Origin of the sequence: Streptomyces sp. APSN-46.1 (assembly GCF_022815725.1) — a bacterium.
Taxonomy (GTDB): Bacteria; Actinomycetota; Actinomycetes; order Streptomycetales; family Streptomycetaceae; genus Streptomyces.
In genome coordinates, this window is record NZ_JALGRF010000012.1 from 54,081 (window position 1) to 69,596 (window position 15,516).

Genomic DNA, 15,516 nt, shown 5'->3' on the forward strand with positions numbered 1-15,516 from the left:
CGTTGGAACGGCTCCGGATAGCAGTACAGCGGGTCACCGACCCGCCACCTCCAGGCTAATGGTCCAGGGACGGGTGACAAAGACGTTCCCCGGTCCTTCACGGTCGACTGCTTCGGCCAGGGAACTACCCTGGTGAGGTGACTGTTACTCCTCATTCCGATGAAGCACGGCCCGGCGACGCACTGGTCAAGGCCGGTGGTGTCGTGTTCATCGTCGGCGCCGTGGCCACGCTGGTGACGATGGCTCCGCTGTTCCTCGACATCGACCCGTTCCCGTCGTACGCGTGGGCCGTGTGCATGCTCATGGGCGTCGGCTTCGCCGTCTCGGCGGCGGGCGTGCTGCGGTCGGCCGCGGCGCAGCGGCGGGCGGCGCGGGCGTCCCAGCCCGCCTAGCCAGACCTACCGCCGCGTACGGGCGTACTCCGCGAGCCACGCCGGCAGCGCCGTCAGGTCCGCCAGCACCACGTCCGCGCCGGCGGCGCGCAGCTCCGGCTCCGGGCACGGCCCCGTCGGCACCGTCACCGACACCGCGCCGGCCGCGCGGGCGCCGCGTACGTCGCCCACGTGGTCGCCCACGTAGACCTGCGCCCCGTACTCGCGCAGCGCGCCCGCCTTGGCTTCGGCCCAGAGCCAGCCGACGACGGCGTCCGGCTCGATGCCGAGGTGCGCGAGGTGGAGGCGGGCGTTGGGCTCGTGCTTGGCCGTGACCACGATCGCCCGGCCGCCGAGCGCCTGGACGGCCTCGACGGCCTCGCGGGCGCCGGGCATCGCCGGGGTGGGCTCGATGGCGTACGCCGGGTACATCTCCCGGTAGCGGTCCGCCATCGCGGGGATCTCCGCCTCCGGGAACCAGTACGCGAGCTCCTCGTCCAGCGGCGGGCCGAGCCGCGTGATCGCCTGCTCGGCGTCGATGAACGTACCCGTCTCGGCCGACAGGGCCTCGTAGGCGGCCTTGATGCCCGGGCGCGAGTCGATGAGGGTCATGTCGAGGTCGAAGCCGACGGTCAGCGGGGCCATGGAGATCTCGGAGCTCATGCCCCCCATTCTGCCGACCCCCGCCAACGGCCAGGAAACCCCGGGGTGAAGTTCCGGGGCGACCCCTTCCAGCCCCGCCATTCCAGCCTCGCCGGCACCCTCCAGCCTCGCCGGCGTTTGAGGCGCGGGGGTCCGGGGGCTGGCCCCCGGCAACGGCTCCGCACGGACCAGACCCGGCCCCGCCATTCCAGCGCCGCCATTCCAGCCCCGCCGGCGTTTGAGGCGCGGGGGTCCGGGGGCTGGCCCCCGGCAACGGCGCCGCACCCGGCCGTTTCAGCGGCGCCGGCACCCGCGCGGGGTCACGGTCGGCGACGGGAGCGCCAGGTCAAGTAGACCGCCGAGGCGACGCCCGCCCCGCGGACCAGCCACGGCCACATGCCGGGGAAGACGTCCGCCGGCCCCTGCTCCCCCAGCGGCTCCCCCCACCGCCCGTTCTGCCGGCCCCACAGCCACACCACCGCCCCCGCGAACACGGCCCCCGGCAACCCGAACACGGCCACCTTGCGCTCGGTCGGCCCCAGCACCCGCGAGGCATACGCGAGCAGCCAGCCCACCACGAGCAGCAGCCAGTACCCGCTCACCGCGCCCGCCGCCAGAACCGCCGCGGCCAGCAACAGGAACGCGTGCGGCTTCGGACGCGCCGCAGGGGTGGTAGCAGGGGCGGGGGCGGCCGCCCGCTTGCCGCGCAGCCGCTGCCGCGCGAACCGGACGAGCGCCCGTCCCCGCGGCTCCGGCGCGCCCGGCGCGGGCTCCGGCGCATCCTCCGCCTCCGCCTCCGGCTCCGGCTCCGGAAACTCGATCCCCCCCGCGAACCCCTCGACCTGCGGACCGGCCCCGTACGGCCCCGGCGTGACGCGCCACCAGTCGGGCTCGCCCCCACCCGAGGGCCCGAGCTCGTCGAGCCCCGCCAGATGCGGCGGCACGTTCACCCTCTCCTGGGTGCCGGGCCCCCGCTGGGTCGGGACCGCCAGGCCCGGTCCCGGATCCCGCGCCGCCCCCGACGGCGCGCCCAGCGCCCCCAGCACTTCCTCCGGCGTGCCGATGCGCTCCAGGATCCGCCGTACCGCCGCCGGCGTCTCCGGTTCGTACTTGGCGCGCCGACGGTCGATCTCGTCCCGCAACCCCGCCACCAGCCGCATCCGGTCACCGGAAGGCAGCTGCCGCCGCTGCGCCAAGTCCCCGACGCGGCTCAGATATTCGTAGACCAGCTGGTCGCTCTCGATCCCCATGCCCCGGCTCCTCCCGTGCCCCCTGCCGGAAAGGTAGCGCGTGCGGACGTGGAGCCGCCCCGGGCACAGCGGATACCGTTGGTCGGATGGGGACCGGCCGACTGACCGGCCGACGCGACCAGGAGGCGACGACCGTGCCCGAGCCCAGCACCGCCGGGAGTGCCCCGCGCTCCCTCGCCGAGGCCCTGCGCGCCCGTGACGACGATGCGCTCGCCGCGCTGCTGCACGCGCGCCCGGATCTGCTGAACCCGGTGCCCGGTGATGTCACCCAGCTGGCCACCCGCGCCGGGACCCGGGCGTCGGTGGTGCGGGCCCTGGACCGGCTCGACCGGTTCGCCCTGCAGACCGCCGAGGCCCTCGCGGTGGCCCCGGACCCCTGCCCGTACCCGGTGCTGGAGTCCCTGCTGACCGGCGAGCACGGCACCACCGGCGGCGCGGACAACGGGGCCAAGGCCGCCCTCCCCGCCGCCCTCGGCACGCTGCGCGACCAGGCCCTCGCATGGGGCGACGAGGACCGGCTGCGGCTGGTCCGCACCGCCCGCGAACTCCTCGCGCCGTCCCCCACGCGGCCCTCCCCCACCGGTCTCGGGCCGACCGTCGCCGAGGCCACCGCCGGGATGTCGCCGACCCGGATCCAGGAGATCGTGGCGGCCAACGGGCTGCCCGCCACCCATGACCCGGTGTCCGCCGTGACCGCGTTGACCGGCCTGTTCACCGACCCGGAGCGGATGGCGGCGCTGCTGGACGAGGCCCCGGCGGAGGCGCACCAGGTGCTGGGGCGGCTCGTGTGGGGCCCGCCGTACGGGGAGGTGACCCCCCAGCCGACCCCGCCGGTGCGCTGGCTGCGCGACCGGGGGCTGCTGCTGCCCGCGACGGCGCGGACCGTCGTACTGCCGCGCGAGGTGGCCCTGTACCTGCGCGGCGGTCTCGCGCACCGCGTCACGGAGCCGGTGGCTCCGGCCGTACCGGCGCACCGCGTGCACCGTCCACAGCTTGTGGACGCGAACGCGGCCGGGCAGGCGTTGGCCGCGCTGGCCACCGTCGAGGAGCTGGTGAAGTCCTGGGAGCACGCGGGACCGGCGGTGCTGCGGGCGGGCGGGCTCTCCGTACGGGACCTCAAGCGGGCCGCGGCCGCCCTGGACACCAGCGAGAGCATGGCGGCGTTCTGGATCGAACTCGCCTACGCGGCGGGCCTGTTGGCCAGCGACGGGGAGGCGGACGAGCGCTACGCCCCCACCCCCGCCTTCGACGACTGGTGCGAACTCCCGCCCGCCGAGCGGTGGTCGGCGCTCGCCGCGGCCTGGCTGCCGGCCACCCGCACGGCGGGCCTGGTCGGCGAACAGGACGCGAAGGGCCGGACGTTGTCGGCGCTGGGCCCGGAGCTGGACCGCTCCGCCGCGCCCGAGGTGCGCCGCCGCGTCCTCGACCTGCTCGCCGAGCTCCCCGAAGGCGGCTCCCCCGACCCGGACGCCCTCTTCCAACGGCTCGCCTGGGAGCGCCCGGTGCGCGGTACGAGCGACCTGCGCGCCCGCCTCGCGCACTGGACGCTGACCGAGGCCGAGGTCCTCGGCGTCACCGGCCGGGGCGCGCTCGCCGCGCCCGGCCGGGCCCTGCTGGAAGGCCGCGACCCGGCGCCGCTGCTGGCGCCGCTGCTCCCCGAACCGGTGGACCACATACTGCTGCAGGCCGACCTGACGGCGGTGGCCCCGGGGCCGCTGCGCCGGCCGCTCGCCGAGGTGCTGGCCACGCTGGCCGACGTCGAGTCCAAGGGCGGGGCGACGGTGTACCGGTTCACGCCGGGGTCGGTACGCCGGGCCCTGGACGCCGGGCACACCGCCTCCGACCTGCACGCCTTCCTCGCCGAGCACAGTCGCACCCCGGTGCCGCAGCCGCTGGCGTACCTGATCGACGACGTGGCCCGGCGGCACGGCCACCTGCGGGTCGGGGCGGCCTCCTCGTACGTGCGCTGCGACGACGACGGCATGCTGAACGAGATCATGGCCGACAAGCGGTCCGCGGGGCTGGGGCTGCGCCGCCTCGCCCCGACGGTGCTGGCCGCGCAGGCCGAACCCACCTCGCTGCTCGACGGGTTGCGGGCGATGGGGTACGCGCCGGCCGCCGAGTCGCTCACCGGCGATGTCGTGGTGGCCCGGGCGGACGGCCGCCGCACTCCCAGGCGCTCGGCGCCCGAGCCGGTGCCGGAGGGGCCGCCGGTACCGGACGCGACCTTGCTGGGCGCGGCCGTACGGGCGATCCGCGCGGGCGACCGGGCGGCGACGGCGGTACGCAAAGTGCCCGCCTCGGCCGAGGCCGGGAGCGGCTCGGCCCCGGCCGAGGCTCCGGCCGCGGCCGCGGCTCCCGGCGAACTCCCGCGCACGAGCTCGGCGGAGACCCTCGCGACGGTGCAGGCGGCCGCGCTGACCGGGTCGGCGGTGTGGATCGGGTACGTCAACGCGGACGGCGCGGCGAGCCAGCGGGTCATCGCCCCGGTACGCGTGGAGGGCGGCTTCGTCACCGGGTACGACCACACGGCGGACGAGGTCCGCACGTACGCCCTGCACCGCATCACGGGCGTCGCCGAGCTGGCGGACGACCAGGTGTAGGCGCCCGGGGCGCGACCGACCCAGAAAAAGCGCTGGCCGTCGGGGGTGCCGGGGCCGCACGCTGGGCCCATGTCATCCGACCCGACAACCGACCCGGCAAGCGAGCCGGCAACCGACTCGGCAACCGAGCCGAACCGCCGTGTCCGCGCGGCCCACACCGACACCACCGTCACGGTGTACCAGGCCTACTCCCCCCGGCTGGGAGTGCCGGCGGCGCGCGACGGCCGCTTTCCGCCCGCCTGGAAGCGGGAGCGGATGACGTGGATCAAGCCGTCGTTCCTGTGGATGATGTACCGCAGCGGCTGGGCGACCAAGGACGGCCAGGAGACGGTGCTGGCGATCGAGATCACCCGCGAGGGCTTCGACCACGCGCTGCGCCACGCCTGCCTGTCGCACTTCGAGCGCGGTACGCACGCCGACCGGGCCTCCTGGCAGCGGGCACTGCGCGAGGCGCCCGCCCGGGTGCAGTGGGACCCGGAGCGCGATCCGCACCTGAACCCGCTGCCGTACCGCTCGCTCCAGCTGGGCCTGTCGGGGCCGGCCTCGCGGGCCTACGCGGACGAGTGGACGGTGTCCATCCGCGATGTCACCCCGCTGGCCCGGGAGATCCACGGCCTGCTCCGGGCCGGGGAGCAGGACGCGGCGCGCGCCCTGCTCCCGGTGGAGACCCCGTACCCCTCGGGCCCGCTGCCGCACCTGGGCGCGTAGACCCTCGGGCCGGGCCTACGGCCTCATGCCCACGACCTACCTGGGCGCGTAGTCGATCCGCTCGCCCTCGAAGGGCCACGCCTCGCGCAGCCAGCCGCTGACCGCCTCGTACAGCGGCGCGTCCAGCGCGGCCCGGTCGGCCCGTACCCACGACCTGACGCGGACCCGCCCCGGCTCTTCCTTGGCGGGGTAGATGTAGAGGCACCCGATGACCTCGTCGCTGCCCTCGCCGCCCTCGCCGCCCAGGACGGTGTAGGTGAACCCGCGCCGCGCGGCGAAGTCCGCCGCATGCCGGGCCAGATCGCGGAGGTTGTCCCGCGCCGACATCCCCTCGGCCGGCGGCCAGTCCCAGCCCTGGAACCCGGGCGTCGCCCGCACGTGCGCGATGCTCCCGCCCCAGGCGGCGAGATCCCGCGCGTTGTGCTCCTCTCCGAGCGGCTCCAGCCGGAACCCGTCCCCCTCCAGCCCGAGCGGAACGTCGAAATCGGCCGGTACGAAAGCGTGTTGATCACTCATGCCCCGACCCTACGGGCCACCCGGGGCCGGAGTCAGCCCATCAGCGCCGGGACGCCCGCCGTGCCCGCCGTGGGACGCCCGCCGGGCCCCTCGGGCCTGTCGGCCTCGCAGCCCGTCCGCCGAAGCCCGGGCGCGGTAGACTCTTCTGTTTCGCGTAAACGTCTGACGTGGTCGGCCGGGACGCCTTCGGGGCGTCGGGCACGGCCCGGGCCACGGCGGGTGCGCTGTCTGTCAAAGGACGATCCCAACCCCGGAGGTATGTGTGTCCTGCCTGATCGTCCAGAGCGACAAAACCCTCCTCCTGGAGGTCGATCACGAGCTCGCCGGAGCCGCGCGCCGGGCCATCGCGCCCTTCGCCGAGCTGGAGCGGGCGCCCGAGCACATCCACACCTACCGGATCACCCCGCTGGGCCTGTGGAACGCCCGGGCCGCCGGGCACGACGCCGAGCAGGTCGTGGACGCGCTCGTCGAGTACTCCCGTTATCCCGTCCCGCACGCGCTGCTCGTCGACGTCGCCGAGACCATGGCCCGCTACGGCCGCCTCACCCTCTCCAAGCACCCCGTCCACGGACTGGTCCTGACCAGCACCGACCGGCCGGTCCTGGAGGAGATCCTGCGGTCCAAGCGGATCGCCCCGCTGGTCGGCGCCCGCCTCGACCCCGACACCGTCGCCGTGCACCCCTCCGAGCGCGGCCAGATCAAGCAGACCCTGCTGAAGCTGGGCTGGCCGGCCGAGGACCTCGCCGGGTACGTGGACGGCGAGGCGCACGCGATCGACCTCGTCGAGGACGGCTGGGCGCTGCGCCCGTACCAGCAGCAGGCCGTCGAGGGCTTCTGGCACGGCGGCTCCGGCGTGGTCGTGCTGCCCTGCGGCGCCGGAAAGACCCTGGTCGGCGCCGGGGCCATGGCGAAGGCCAAGGCGACGACGCTGATCCTGGTCACGAACACCGTCTCGGCCCGGCAGTGGAAGCACGAGCTGGTCAAGCGGACGTCGCTGACGGAGGAGGAGATCGGCGAGTACTCCGGCACGCGCAAGGAGATCCGGCCCGTCACGATCGCCACGTACCAGGTCCTGACGACGAAGCGGAAGGGTGTCTACCCGCACCTGGAGCTCTTCGACTCCCGCGACTGGGGCCTGATCCTCTACGACGAGGTGCACCTGCTGCCGGCGCCGGTCTTCAAGTTCACCGCCGACCTCCAGGCCCGCCGCCGGCTCGGACTGACCGCGACCCTGGTCCGTGAGGACGGCCGCGAGTCCGACGTGTTCTCCCTCATCGGCCCGAAGCGGTTCGACGCGCCGTGGAAGGAGATCGAGGCGCAGGGCTACATCGCCCCCGCCGACTGTGTCGAGGTCCGCGTGAACCTCACCGAGAGCGAGCGGCTGGCGTACGCGACCGCCGAGACCGAGGAGAAGTACCGCTACTGCGCGACCACCGCCACCAAGCGGAAGGTCACCGAGGCGCTCGTACGCAAGCACAAGGGCGAGCAGACCCTGGTCATCGGGCAGTACATCGATCAGCTCGACGAGCTCGGCGAGCACCTGAACGCGCCGGTCATCAAGGGCGAGACCTCCAACGCGCAGCGGGAGAAGCTCTTCGACGCCTTCCGCGAGGGCGAGATCAGCGTGCTGGTCGTGTCGAAGGTCGCGAACTTCTCGATCGACCTGCCGGAGGCCACCGTCGCCATCCAGGTGTCCGGCACCTTCGGCTCCCGCCAGGAGGAGGCCCAGCGCCTGGGCCGCGTTCTGCGCCCGAAGGCGGACGGCCACGAGGCCCGGTTCTACTCGGTCGTCGCGCGCGACACGATCGACCAGGACTTCGCCGCCCACCGCCAGCGCTTCCTGGCCGAACAGGGCTACGCCTACCGGATCATGGACGCCGACCAGCTGCTGACCGGCGAGTGACGGACCCCGCGCCCGAGCACTACGCTGGCCGCATGCCGCACCAGGAGATCTACGAGGTCCTCTTCACGGAGTCGGCTGGATGCGAGCGTGACCGGCTGGAACCCGCGCGCCGCGCCTCCTTCGACAAGGCGCTCGACATCCTGGCCCGCGATCCGTACACCGAGCTGTCACGGCCGATAGGAGCCGGCGAGCAGGACCGTGAAATCCGGCTCACCTCACAGATCGTGGCCGAGTACATGGTGTCGCGCGGGCGTCTTCTGCTCGTGGTCCTGCGGGTCTTCGACGACGCGGACATCCTCCTCCCGGAGGGGTGAGTCGGCCGACGCCCGCGGGAGGACCCGGACGGGCCGGGTCAGCGGCGTATGACGCCCGCGTCCTCGGCGTATTCGCCCAGGACGACGACGCTCAGAGCGGCGCCCGCGAAGACCTTCGCAGCGCGCAGCAGGTCACCCACACGGTGGCGGGGACGGTAGTCGGAGGAAGTGGCGGTGGCGCCAGCCGGGCGACCGCCTCGGATCGGGTTGAGGGTTGCGGTGCTCATGTACCCATGGTGCGTTTCCTCCCCGGATCTCACATCCCTCCCGGGGCTGAACTCCGGGGCCTCCCGTGTCCTCCTCCCGGCCCATGCCGCCCCCTAGGGCCCCTGCCCCAGGTTTGACACCCTCAGGTATGACAGCGCGCGCGTAACCCGTACGGCGGTACCGAGACACCCGTACGGAGGTCCCGCCCCGCCCCGGTTCCCCGCAGGGAAATCCGCTCGCGCCGCCCCGCCCCGGTGACTAGAATCTCCGCTCTTGCCCGCCTCCCGTCGCTCCTCGGGGAGAGCCGCCCGCCGGACAGCAATCGGCGGGCTTCCGCCACGCAGACCAGCAGCTGGAGGCCGTTCCGTGCCCGCGCACGCCCCCGATCCAGACACCGCTTCCGCAGACACCGCTTCCGCCGCCGACCCGCTCGGCCGCGAGCGCTCGCACCTCACCGCCTCCCGCTCCGCGCTCCGCGCCATGCGTGAGGACGTCGAGGCCCTCGACATCCGCGACGTCACCGCGAACTGGGTCAACGCGATCGTTCTCCAGGCCCAGATCGACGACCGCATCAAGGCACTCGCCGACCTGTCCCACACCCCGCTCTTCTTCGGCCGCCTGAACTACCTGCACGCCCCGGGCGCGGAGCTGGCCGAGGGCGCGGAGGGCGAGCAGTTCTATATCGGCCGTCGTCATGTCCACGACGCCGACGGCGACCCGATGGTGATCGACTGGCGGGCGCCCGTCTCCCAGCCGTTCTACCGGGCCTCCAAGGCCGACCCCCAGGACATCGCGCTGCGCCGCCGCTTCGGCTACACCGGCGGCGAGCTCACCGCGTACGAGGACGAGCACCTCAGCGACCCGACAGAGAGCGCCGCCGTCAGCAAGCTGCTCCAGCAGGAGATCGAGCGCCCGCGCGTCGGTCCCATGCGGGACATCGTCGCGACGATCCAGCCCGAGCAGGACGAGATCGTCCGCTCCGGCCTGTCCGGCTCCGTCTGCGTCCAGGGCGGCCCCGGCACCGGCAAGACGGCGGTCGGCCTGCACCGGGTCGCGTACCTGCTGTACGCCCACCGCGACCGCCTCGCCCGCACGGGCACGCTCGTCATCGGACCGAACCGTTCCTTCCTGCACTACATCGAGCAGGTCCTGCCCGCCCTGGGTGAGCTGGAGGTCAAGCAGGCCACCGTCGAGGACCTCGTGGCCCGCGCGGGCCTGGAGGTACGCGGCACCGACCAGGCCGAAACCGCCGTCGTCAAGGGCGACGCACGGATGGCGCGGGTGCTGCGCCGCGCGGTCCGCTCGCACGTCACACCGCCCACCGAGCCGCTGATGGTGGTCCGTGGTTCGCGCCGGTGGCGGATCCCGGCGTACGAGCTCGCGGAGATCGTCGAGGAGCTCCAGAACCGCGAGATCCGCTACGGCGCGGCCCGCGACGCGCTGCCGCAGCGGATCGCGCACGCGGTGCTGGTCCGCATGGAGCAGGCGGGCGAGGCCCCCGACGACCGGGTCCAGGACGCGGTGGCCCGCAACGCGGCGGTGAAGGCGGCGGTGAAGGCGATCTGGCCGCCCGTAGAACCGGCGAAGCTGGTCCTGCGCCTCCTCTCCGACCCGTCCTTCCTCGCCGAGCACGCGGCGGACGTCCTGTCGGAGGACGAACAGAAACTCCTCCTCTGGCAGAAGCCGTTCCGGAGCGTGAAGGCGGCGCAGTGGTCGGCGGCGGACCTGGTGCTGATCGACGAGGCCGCCGATCTGGTGGAGCGCACGCATTCGCTCGGCCACGTCGTGCTCGACGAGGCGCAGGACCTCTCCCCGATGCAGTACCGGGCGGTGGGCCGACGCTGCACCACGGGCTCGGCGACGGTGCTCGGCGACCTCGCGCAGGGGACCACACCGTGGGCCACGCGCAGCTGGGACGAGGCGCTGCGGCATCTGGGCAAGCCGGAGGCGGTCCTGGAGGAGCTGACGGCGGGCTTCCGCGTGCCGCGCGAGGTGATCGCGTACGCCTCGCGGCTGCTGCCGGCGATCTCCCCGGGCCTGGCCCCGGTCTCCTCGGTCCGCGAGACCCCGGGCTCCCTGGTCGTCTCACCGACCGCCGACCTCACCGCCTCGGTGGTCGAGGCCTGCCGCACCTCCCTCGGCCACGAGGGCTCGATCGGCCTGATCGCGGCGGACGCGCGCATCCCGGAGCTGGCGGACGCCCTGCTCACGGCGGGCCTGCCGTACCTCTCACCGGGCGAGGAGACGACGGCGGAGTCCCGGCTGACGCTGGTGCCGGCGTCGCTGGCGAAGGGTCTGGAGTACGACTACGTGGTGCTCGACGAGCCCGCCGCCATCGTCTCGGGCGAACCCGACGAACGCACCGGCCTGCGCCGCCTGTACGTCTGCCTCACCCGCGCCGTCTCCGGCCTGACAGCCCTCCACGCGACCCCACTCCCGTCGGCGCTGGCCACCTGACCTGCGGGTCCGCTGCCGGGGCGCTGCCCGCCTGACCTGCGGCGCCGTTGCTGGGGCTCCGCCCCAGGCCCCGCGCCTCAAACGCCGGCGGGGCTGGATTTGGCTGATGCCGTCGCGTGGCGAGGCTGGATTGCCCGCAGGGCAATTCCAGCCTCGCCGGCGTTTGAGGCGCGGGGTCCGGGGCGGAGCCCCGGCAGCCGGCCCGCAGGGTCAGGCCAGCGCGGCCCGCCAGTCCGCGACCGCGGCGGGGGAGACCGGCCCGCCCCACCCGGAGGGACGGGCCGCGCCGCCGATGTGGAACGCGTCGATCCCGGCCCCGCGCAGCACCGGCAGGTGCGACAGCGCCAGCCCGCCCCCGACCAGGATCCGCGCCTCGTACCCCGGCTCGCCCCGCCGCGCCGCCTCCGCCACCAGGACCGGCAGCCCGGCGTCCACCCCGTCCGCCGACCCGGCCGTCAGGTACGCGTCGAGCCCCGGCAGGTCCGCCAGCGCTTTGCGCAGGCCGTCCCGGTCCGCCGCCCGGTCGATCGCCCGGTGGAAGGTCCAGGGGCAACCCCCCAGCTCGGCGACGATCGCCTCGACCGCCGCCAGGTCCGGCGTACCGTCCGGGTTCAGGAACCCGAGGACGAACTCCCGCGCCCCCTCCGCGCGCAGCGCCCGCGCCTCCTCGACCAGCAGCTCCACGGGCCCCGCCGCGAACCCGTCCGTCCTGCGGAGCATCACGCGCAGCGGGATGTCCACGGCCGCCCTGATCGCCGCGAAGGTCTCGCGCGGCGGGGTGAGCCCGTCGGCGGCCATGTCGGTGACCAGTTCAAGGCGGTCCGCCCCGCCGGCCTGGGCCGCGACCGCGTCCTCCACGTCGAGGGCGATCACCTCCAGGAGCGCACGGTTGCTCATTCGATCCCATCCTTCGGAAAGCTGCTCATACGGAAAATAGGTCTAGTCCAATATCAGAGTACGGGCCCGCGCCCGCCCATCACCAGCGCAATCACGCCACCCGCACAATGTGCTCATGGACACCGACCCGCACCGCCCCGACGCCGCGCGGCTCCCCGACACCGCGCCGTTCCCCGACGCCACGCCGTTCCACGACACCGCGCGGCTCCGCGCCCGCTGGCACGCGACCGCCACCGCCGCCGCCGGCGCCGCCGCCGACCGGGACCCCGCCCCGTACGCCGACCGGCTCCTCGCCGCCTGGGCGGAACCCCAGCGCCGGTACCACACCACCGCGCACCTGGCCGACGTCCTCGCGCGGATAGACGTACTGGCCGACCACGCCGAGGACCCCGCCGCCGTCGAGCTCGCCGCCTGGTTCCACGACGCCGTCTACCGGCCCGACCGCTCCGAGAACGAGGAACGCAGCGCCGCCCTCGCCGAGCGCGCCCTGCCCGAGCTCGGCATCGGCCCGGCCCGCACCGCCGAGGTAGCGCGGCTGGTCCGGCTCACCGTCACGCACGACCCCGCCCCCGGCGACACCAACGGCGAGGTCCTCTGCGACGCCGACCTCGCCGTCCTGGCCGGCGAGCCGGACGCGTACGCCGCGTACGCCGCCGCCGTCCGCGCCGAGTACGGATTCGTGCCCGACGACGCCTTCCGCGCCGGGCGCGCGGCCGTGCTGCGCCAGCTGCTGGACCTGCCCAGGCTGTTCCGCACGCCGTACGGCACGGCGCACTGGGAAGCCCCGGCTCGCCGCAACCTCGCCACCGAACTCAAGGAGCTCGCGGCTCCCACCGGGCAGGATTCACTCACCTGACAGATTTGCCTGACACATTCGCCCGGGAATGCGATCACGTTCACGGCGGTTGGTGAGAGTCATGCCCTCAGCCGCCGAAGAACGTCCCCGTGCTGCCCGCGCCCGCGCCGACTCCCACTCCCGCTCCCGCTCCCGTATGCCCGTCGCGGTCTACGTTCTCGGCCTCTCGGTCTTCGCCCTCGGAACCAGCGAATTCATGCTCTCCGGGCTCCTGCCGCCCATCGCCGAGGACATGAACGTCACCATTCCGCAGGCGGGCCTGCTGATATCCGCCTTCGCCATCGGCATGGTCGTCGGCGCGCCGCTGCTGGCCGTGGCCACCCTGCGGCTCCCCCGCCGCACCACCCTCGTCTCCCTCATCAGCCTCTTCGGCCTCGGGCAGATCGCGGGCGCGCTGGCCCCGTCCTACGAGCTCCTCTTCGCCTCCCGGATCGTCTCGGCCCTCGCCTGCGCGGGCTTCTGGGCGGTGGGCGCGGCCGTCGCGATCGCCATGGTCCCGGTGGACGCGCGGGCCCGCGCGATGGCCGTCATGATCGGCGGCCTGTCGATCGCCAACGTCCTCGGCGTCCCCGCCGGCGCGTTCCTCGGCGAGCACCTCGGCTGGCGCTCGGCGTTCTGGTCGGTCGGCGCGGCCTCGGCGGTCGCCCTCGTCGGCATCCTCACGCTGATCCCGAAGATCCCGCTGCCCGCCGAGAAGCCGTCCCTGGGCCGGGAGCTGCGGATCTACCGCGACCGGCAGGTCTGGCTGGCCATCGGCATCACCGCGCTGGCCGCGGGTGGCGTGTTCTGCGCGTTCAGCTACCTGTCGCCGCTGCTCACGGACGTGGCCGGGCTGGACTCCGGCTGGGTGCCGTGGATCCTGGGCCTGTTCGGGGTGGGCGCGCTGGTCGGCACCACGGTCGGTGGCCGGGTCGCCGACGCGCACCTGTTCGGCGTGATGCTGTGGGGCATCACCGCGTCGACGGTGTTCCTCCTGGCACTGGCCCTGCTGGCGTCGGCCGCCGCGGCGGCGATCGGCCTCTCGTTCCTGATCGGGTTCTCGGCGTTCTTCACGGCGCCCGCCCTCAACGCCCGCATGTTCAACGTGGCGGGCGCCGCCCCGACCCTGGCCGGGGCCACCACGACGGCCGCGTTCAACCTGGGCAACACGGGCGGGCCGTGGCTCGGCGGCACCGTCATCGACGCGGGGTACGGCTTCGCCGCCACCGCCTGGGCGGGCGCGGCCATGACCGTCACCGCGATCGCCCTCGCGGTGATCGCCCTCCGCCTGGACCGCCGCACCCCGCCCCGCGCGACCCGCGTCGTGACGTCCTCGCAGCCCACACCCGTCCCGAACCAGCTCCCCACCCCCGCCCCGGCCTCGGCACCCCGCTGACCTGCTGCGCGGGCCGGAGCTGGGGCCAGGGCCGGGGCCGGGGCCGGGGATCCCGCCGCTGTTTGTGGTGGGCTGATGCACAGGCGTGACCTGCGAGAAGAGGCCGTCGGAGCCTCGGGTGAGTCGTCGGCTACCGGTTCGAGGGTGGTACCACAACACCTTGGAACCGTGGTCCCCACGGAAGTGCTTACAGACACGCCGCCGTGCGGCGCCCCGCTGACCCGCCGCGCGGCCGGCCGGGGCCGGAGGTCTCCGCCGGCCCCGGTCCGACCGCGAGGCAGAGCGGCCCACTGACCCGCCCCGCAACCCCCGCCGCATAGCCGCAGCCGGGGCCGGAGGTCCCCGCCGCCGGTCGACCGCGGGCAGAGTGCCCGAACCCTCGCCGCACAGCTGCGGCCGGGGACGGGGCCGGGGCCGGGGGGCGGTCCGACCGCGAAGCAGTGCCCCTGCGGCAGCCGCTGACAACCCGGCCCGGCCCGACCCAGGCCAGGCCCCTACGCCGCCGGGCGGCCCTTCGGGCGGCGTAGGCCCGCTGCCGTGATGCGGCGGACCAGCTCCTTGCTGCCGATCTGCACCGCCCCCGCCGCCACCGCGTCCGCGTAGCGCTGCTCCGGTACGTCGTAGTGGTCCCGTTCGAACGCCCGGGGCGGGCAGCCGATGCCCGCCGCGAACGCGTGGAGCTCCTCGTACGACACGTCGCTGACCAGGTGCGACCACATGCGGCCATGGCCCGGCCAGGTCGGCGGGTCGATGTAGAGCGTCACCGGCGGCTCACCTGCCGAGGCCGAGGACCGGGCCGAGGCCGCCCACCGCGGCGACCTTGACCCCGACCTTGGCGCACACCCAGTGCGGGTCGGGTCCCAGCTCCGGCTCCACGTCCAGCGCGTGCGGGTCGCCGTGCGAGCAGACCGGGCACAGCGGCCAGCGGCCGTACTTCTCCAGCAGCGCGTCCTGTACGTCCTGGGCGACGAGTCCGGCGAGGTAGTCGACCCCCTCCGGCCACTGCTCCACCCACCACCGGCGGTGCGTGACCGAGTCCTCGACGAGGGAGACGACATCGGCCTCGGCGACCTCGCCCGCGACGAGATCGGCGAGGACAAGGGCGCGGGCGGCATGCAGCGCCTGTTCCAGGGGGGTCGCGTGGTCCATGACCACATTGTGAACCCGCGGGGCCCAAGTGGCGAAGACCCTCTTCCCGCCCCACACGACCCGCCCCGCGCCCCGCCCACCCCACCGCCGCAACCGCGAGCGCCAGCCCACCGTGAGCCCACCGCTAGCGCTACCGAGGACGCGGACGCGGACGCGAGCGCCACCGCCACCGCCACCGCGAGAGCACGGGCACGAGCGCGAGCACGGGCACGAGCGCGAGCACGGGCACGAGCGCGAGCACGGGCACGAGCGCGAGCACGGGCACGGG

15 protein-coding genes are annotated in these 15,516 nt (G+C 74.4%); 8 read left to right on the top strand and 7 right to left on the bottom strand.

Translation table 11 applies throughout. The features are described from left to right. The first annotated feature begins 137 nt into the window (after positions 1 to 137). Entirely contained in the window at positions 138 to 392 is a 255-nt protein-coding gene (locus MTF65_RS25305; protein WP_243631249.1) for a hypothetical protein, read from the top strand. Positions 393 to 398: 6 nt separating this feature from the next. Here the strand turns inward: MTF65_RS25305 and MTF65_RS25310 are convergent, their stop codons facing one another. Together MTF65_RS25310 and MTF65_RS25315 are read right to left on the bottom strand one after the other, a co-directional pair. Beyond that, positions 399 to 1,043: an HAD family hydrolase gene (locus MTF65_RS25310; RefSeq protein WP_374207295.1), complete on the bottom strand. Its 645-nt coding sequence runs from the start codon at positions 1,041 to 1,043 to the stop codon at positions 399 to 401. A 290-nt stretch (positions 1,044 to 1,333) separates the two neighbouring features. Continuing rightward, a complete protein-coding gene (locus MTF65_RS25315; RefSeq protein WP_243631251.1) occupies positions 1,334 to 2,263 on the bottom strand; it encodes a hypothetical protein in 930 nt (309 codons plus the stop codon). A gap of 86 nt (positions 2,264 to 2,349) precedes the next feature. Between MTF65_RS25315 and MTF65_RS25320 the strand changes: the two genes are divergently transcribed. Beyond that, positions 2,350 to 4,866 carry a helicase C-terminal domain-containing protein gene (locus MTF65_RS25320; RefSeq protein ID WP_243631252.1) on the top strand — a complete coding sequence of 839 codons (2,517 nt, stop codon included), beginning with the start codon at positions 2,350 to 2,352 and terminating at the stop codon, positions 4,864 to 4,866. Positions 4,867 to 4,935: 69 nt separating this feature from the next. Beyond that, on the top strand, positions 4,936 to 5,574 hold the full coding sequence (locus tag MTF65_RS25325; RefSeq protein ID WP_243631253.1) for a DUF4291 domain-containing protein: 639 nt from the start codon (positions 4,936 to 4,938) through the stop codon (positions 5,572 to 5,574). A gap of 36 nt (positions 5,575 to 5,610) precedes the next feature. On the opposite strand, the gene MTF65_RS25330 is transcribed toward MTF65_RS25325, so the two are convergent. Further along, positions 5,611 to 6,090 (bottom strand): N-acetyltransferase, encoded by a 480-nt coding sequence (locus MTF65_RS25330; protein WP_243631254.1) that lies wholly within the window; start codon positions 6,088 to 6,090, stop codon positions 5,611 to 5,613. 262 nt (positions 6,091 to 6,352) lie between these two features. On the opposite strand from MTF65_RS25330, the gene MTF65_RS25335 reads away from it, so the two are divergent. Together MTF65_RS25335 and MTF65_RS25340 are read left to right on the top strand one after the other, a co-directional pair. Beyond that, positions 6,353 to 7,993 (top strand): DNA repair helicase XPB, encoded by a 1,641-nt coding sequence (locus MTF65_RS25335; protein WP_243631255.1) that lies wholly within the window; start codon positions 6,353 to 6,355, stop codon positions 7,991 to 7,993. Positions 7,994 to 8,025: 32 nt separating this feature from the next. After that, a complete protein-coding gene (locus MTF65_RS25340) occupies positions 8,026 to 8,307 on the top strand; it encodes a hypothetical protein (RefSeq protein WP_243631256.1) in 282 nt (93 codons plus the stop codon). A 38-nt stretch (positions 8,308 to 8,345) separates the two neighbouring features. Here MTF65_RS25340 and MTF65_RS25345 read toward each other — a convergent pair whose 3' ends face one another. Continuing rightward, the gene (locus tag MTF65_RS25345; protein WP_243631257.1) at positions 8,346 to 8,534 is read right to left on the bottom strand and encodes a hypothetical protein; all 189 of its coding nucleotides are present in this window, start codon (positions 8,532 to 8,534) and stop codon (positions 8,346 to 8,348) included. Between the two features lie 346 nt (positions 8,535 to 8,880). On the opposite strand from MTF65_RS25345, the gene MTF65_RS25350 reads away from it, so the two are divergent. Then, the gene (locus tag MTF65_RS25350) at positions 8,881 to 10,971 is read left to right on the top strand and encodes an AAA family ATPase (protein ID WP_374207296.1); all 2,091 of its coding nucleotides are present in this window, start codon (positions 8,881 to 8,883) and stop codon (positions 10,969 to 10,971) included. Positions 10,972 to 11,181: 210 nt separating this feature from the next. Here MTF65_RS25350 and MTF65_RS25355 read toward each other — a convergent pair whose 3' ends face one another. After that, positions 11,182 to 11,868, bottom strand: a complete 687-nt coding sequence (locus tag MTF65_RS25355; protein ID WP_243631258.1) for a copper homeostasis protein CutC — start codon at positions 11,866 to 11,868, stop codon at positions 11,182 to 11,184. Positions 11,869 to 11,983: 115 nt separating this feature from the next. Between MTF65_RS25355 and MTF65_RS25360 the strand changes: the two genes are divergently transcribed. Both MTF65_RS25360 and MTF65_RS25365 read left to right on the top strand, forming a co-directional pair. Next, the gene (locus MTF65_RS25360) at positions 11,984 to 12,724 is read left to right on the top strand and encodes a hypothetical protein (RefSeq protein WP_243631259.1); all 741 of its coding nucleotides are present in this window, start codon (positions 11,984 to 11,986) and stop codon (positions 12,722 to 12,724) included. Positions 12,725 to 12,860: 136 nt separating this feature from the next. Then, entirely contained in the window at positions 12,861 to 14,099 is a 1,239-nt protein-coding gene (locus MTF65_RS25365) for a Cmx/CmrA family chloramphenicol efflux MFS transporter (RefSeq protein ID WP_243631381.1), read from the top strand. A 494-nt stretch (positions 14,100 to 14,593) separates the two neighbouring features. On the opposite strand, the gene MTF65_RS25370 is transcribed toward MTF65_RS25365, so the two are convergent. Both MTF65_RS25370 and MTF65_RS25375 read right to left on the bottom strand, forming a co-directional pair. Further along, a complete protein-coding gene (locus tag MTF65_RS25370; protein WP_243631260.1) occupies positions 14,594 to 14,863 on the bottom strand; it encodes a DUF4031 domain-containing protein in 270 nt (89 codons plus the stop codon). Positions 14,864 to 14,870: 7 nt separating this feature from the next. Next, a complete protein-coding gene (locus MTF65_RS25375; protein ID WP_243631261.1) occupies positions 14,871 to 15,248 on the bottom strand; it encodes a hypothetical protein in 378 nt (125 codons plus the stop codon). Positions 15,249 to 15,516 lie beyond the last annotated feature (268 nt).

Excerpts from the sequence above, each read along its gene's own strand:
- MTF65_RS25325 (WP_243631253.1), top strand. The coding sequence starts at position 4,936 with ATGTCATCCGACCCGACAACCGACCCGGCAAGCGAGCCGGCAACCGAC.
- MTF65_RS25360 (WP_243631259.1), top strand. The coding sequence starts at position 11,984 with ATGGACACCGACCCGCACCGCCCCGACGCCGCGCGGCTCCCCGACACC.
- MTF65_RS25340 (WP_243631256.1), top strand. The coding sequence starts at position 8,026 with ATGCCGCACCAGGAGATCTACGAGGTCCTCTTCACGGAGTCGGCTGGA.
- MTF65_RS25320 (WP_243631252.1), top strand. The coding sequence starts at position 2,350 with ATGGGGACCGGCCGACTGACCGGCCGACGCGACCAGGAGGCGACGACC.
- MTF65_RS25330 (WP_243631254.1), bottom strand. The coding sequence starts at position 6,090 with ATGAGTGATCAACACGCTTTCGTACCGGCCGATTTCGACGTTCCGCTC.
- MTF65_RS25345 (WP_243631257.1), bottom strand. The coding sequence starts at position 8,534 with ATGAGCACCGCAACCCTCAACCCGATCCGAGGCGGTCGCCCGGCTGGC.
- MTF65_RS25315 (WP_243631251.1), bottom strand. The coding sequence starts at position 2,263 with ATGGGGATCGAGAGCGACCAGCTGGTCTACGAATATCTGAGCCGCGTC.
- MTF65_RS25310 (WP_374207295.1), bottom strand. The coding sequence starts at position 1,043 with ATGGGGGGCATGAGCTCCGAGATCTCCATGGCCCCGCTGACCGTCGGC.
- MTF65_RS25355 (WP_243631258.1), bottom strand. The coding sequence starts at position 11,868 with ATGAGCAACCGTGCGCTCCTGGAGGTGATCGCCCTCGACGTGGAGGAC.
- MTF65_RS25375 (WP_243631261.1), bottom strand. The coding sequence starts at position 15,248 with ATGGACCACGCGACCCCCCTGGAACAGGCGCTGCATGCCGCCCGCGCC.
- MTF65_RS25365 (WP_243631381.1), top strand. The coding sequence starts at position 12,861 with ATGCCCGTCGCGGTCTACGTTCTCGGCCTCTCGGTCTTCGCCCTCGGA.